General features: G+C 76.9%; 3 protein-coding genes. 2 read left to right on the top strand and 1 reads right to left on the bottom strand.

Annotation, left to right across the window (positions count from 1 at the left end; translation table 11 throughout):
- Nucleotides 1-114: 114 nt before the first annotated feature.
- Complete coding sequence (locus FOE67_RS22335; RefSeq protein WP_182666637.1) at nucleotides 115-693, top strand: 1,2-dihydroxy-3-keto-5-methylthiopentene dioxygenase; 579 nt, start codon at nucleotides 115-117, stop codon at nucleotides 691-693.
- Nucleotides 690-1523, top strand: a complete 834-nt coding sequence (mtnC, locus tag FOE67_RS22340) for an acireductone synthase (protein WP_182666638.1) — start codon at nucleotides 690-692, stop codon at nucleotides 1521-1523. Before FOE67_RS22335 ends, mtnC begins: the two co-directional genes overlap by 4 nt.
- Before the next feature lie 103 nt (nucleotides 1524-1626).
- Here mtnC and FOE67_RS22345 read toward each other — a convergent pair.
- Nucleotides 1627-2623, bottom strand: a 997-nt coding sequence (locus tag FOE67_RS22345) for a flavin reductase family protein (RefSeq protein WP_182666639.1), incomplete at its 5' end; no start/stop codon positions are given.

Raw genomic sequence — 2623 nt, forward strand, 5'->3', positions numbered from 1 at the left:
CGTACCGACCCCGTACCGACCCCGCGCCGACCCCGCGCCGAGAGGCCCCCGAGACCTCCGTCGCGTTGCCCGCCCGGTTACCCGTCGAGTTGCCCATCGAGAGGAGCCGCTGCCATGACCCTGCTGCGGATCGCGCCCGAGGACCGCCCCGACACCGTTGTGCTGCACACCCGGGACGACGACACCGTCGTCCGTGAACTCGACCGCCGAGGGGTGCGGCTGCGCCGCTGGCCGCTGCGCGGGGGCGACGCCACCGCGCACGACGCGGAGGCGCTGCTCGCGCTCTACCGCGAGGAGGTCGAGGAGGTCCGCGCGCGGGAGTCGATGAAGCTGGTCGACGTGGTGCGGTTGCACCCCGAGCCCGGCGAGGAGTGGCGGCGGCGCGCCGCGTCGGCCCGCGCCGCCTTCCTGCGCGAGCACCGCCACGACGAGGACGAGGTCCGTTTCTTCGCCCACGGCCGGGGCCTGTTCACGCTGCACCCGGCGGGCGAGGTGGTGTCGGTGCTGTGCGAGGCGGGGGACCTGCTCTCGGTACCCGCCGGCACCCGGCACTGGTTCGACATGGGGACGCGGCCCGACTTCGCCGCCATCCGCTTCTTTCAGGAGGAGGACGGCTGGGTGGGCGACTTCACCGGAAGCGACATCGCCGAGCGTTTCCCCCGGCTGGACGACCTCGTGGAGGCGGACCGGTGAGCGCCCCGGGCACCCCGGGCGCCCGGGGAACCGGGCGTGCCGAGGTCGTCGTGCTGGACGTCGAGGGCACCACCGGATCGGCGGCCCACGTGCGCGAGGTGCTCTTCCCCTTCGCCCGGAAGCGGCTCGCCGACTTCCTCGCCCACGACGCGGAGGACGCCCTGGTGCGCGCCGTGGTCGAGGCCGTGCGGCGCGAGACCGGCCGCCCGGGGCTGGACCGGGAGGGGGCGTTGGAGGCGCTGACGCGGTGGGCCGACGAGGACGCCAAGGTCGCGCCGCTGAAAACGGTCCAGGGCCGGATCTGGGCCGAGGGGTACGCGCGCGGCGAACTGCACGGTCACGTCTACCCGGAGGTGCCGGGGGTGCTGCGGCGCTGGAGGGCGGACGGCATCCGGATCTTCAGCTACTCCTCGGGGTCGGTGACGGCCCAGCGCGACTGGTACCGGCACACCGAGCACGGCGACCTCACCCCGTTGTTCCGGGGGATGTTCGACCTGGAGAACGTCGGTCCCAAGGACCGGTCCGCGTCGTATCACGCGCTGCTCGCCCGGTTCGGTCCCCTCTCCGTCCCCCCGGTCCTCCTCAGCGACGCGGGGGCCGAGCTGGACGCGGCGGCCGGGGCCGGATGGCGCACGATCGGGGTCCGCCGGCCGGGGGACCCCCGGGGCCGTGTGGTGCCGGGGCACCCCACGGTGCCCGACCTGGATCGGGCTCGGCTGCAGGGACCGGGACCGCGCGGCGCCCCGGGCGGCTCTCCCGGAGAGGCGGTGGGGTCGGTGGACGGCCCGACCGGGGAGGAGACGCGGGTCGAGGCGGGGGACGCCCCGTGAGCCTCCTCCGCCACGGGGCCGGGGACGCCCCGGGTGCGCGTACCGAGGGGCGCGGGGCGGTACGACCCGGCCCGCCGCCCCTCGGTGACCGCGGGAGGCGCCGTCAGCGCGCCAGGACCTCCCGCACGACGGCGGGATCCGGGGAAGCGGCGGGGGACTCGGGCACCGCGACCGGCCGGTGAAACCCGCGACGGTGGTGCACCAGCGGGGCGGCGGGCGTCACCTCCGCGTGCTCCAGCAGGCCCACCAGTATGCGGTGATCCCCGCCGGGAAGCACCTGTCGCAGCCGGCAGTGGAACCGGGCGGCGGCCTCCGGGAGTACCGGCGGACCGTCGCCCGTGAGGAGCAGGCCGGCCTCCGCCCCGGCCCGGTCGTGCCGGGCGAACGCCCGGGCGAGGCCGGCCTGTCGCTCGGTGAGCACGTTGATCACGAAGCGTTCGGTGGTGGTGAAGACCTCGTGCACGGCACTGCGACGGTTGAGGCAGACGAGCACCAGGGGCGGGTCCTCCGAGAGGCTGCAGAGCGACCCGGCCGTGAAGGATCGCGGCGTACCGCGGTCGTCGAGTGCGGTGACCACCGCGACCGGGGAGGCGAGGTGGGCCATCGCCTCCCGGAACCCGGCGGCGGTCATCCCGGCCCCGCCGGGGGTGGGGACGGGGGCGGCGCCTCCCTCCCCCAGCAGCGCGGCGCGCACCTCGCGGCCGAGGCGCCGGGCGCGGTCCTCCCGGTCGGAGGACACGGCCGGCGACGGCCGATGATCCACGGGGTGCCCGGTGGCGTCCCGGCCGGCGGCCCCGTCCCCGGCCCCGGCCCCGCGGGCCGGCGACGGGGTGTTGAGCACGAGGATCGGATGCCACGGGTGCGCGGGGTCGGCCGGCTCGGGCCCGTCGGCGGCGAGGGCTTCCTCCAGGAACCCCACCGGGAGCGCGACCGCCGCCGCGAGGCGACGCAGATGATCCCGATCCGGGGCGTCCGCCGTCGGTGCCGCGTGAACCAGCACCCGCCGGGGGGCGGGTCGCCCGGCCGCGGTCAGGGCGAGCGCCAGCCGGGGGGCGGAAACCGGGGCGGCCCCGCACCCGTAGAGGGCGTACGGGCCGGGA

It is taken from the genome of Streptomyces calidiresistens (assembly GCF_014141525.1).
In the GTDB taxonomy this organism is placed as follows: Bacteria; Actinomycetota; Actinomycetes; order Streptomycetales; family Streptomycetaceae; genus Streptomyces; species Streptomyces calidiresistens.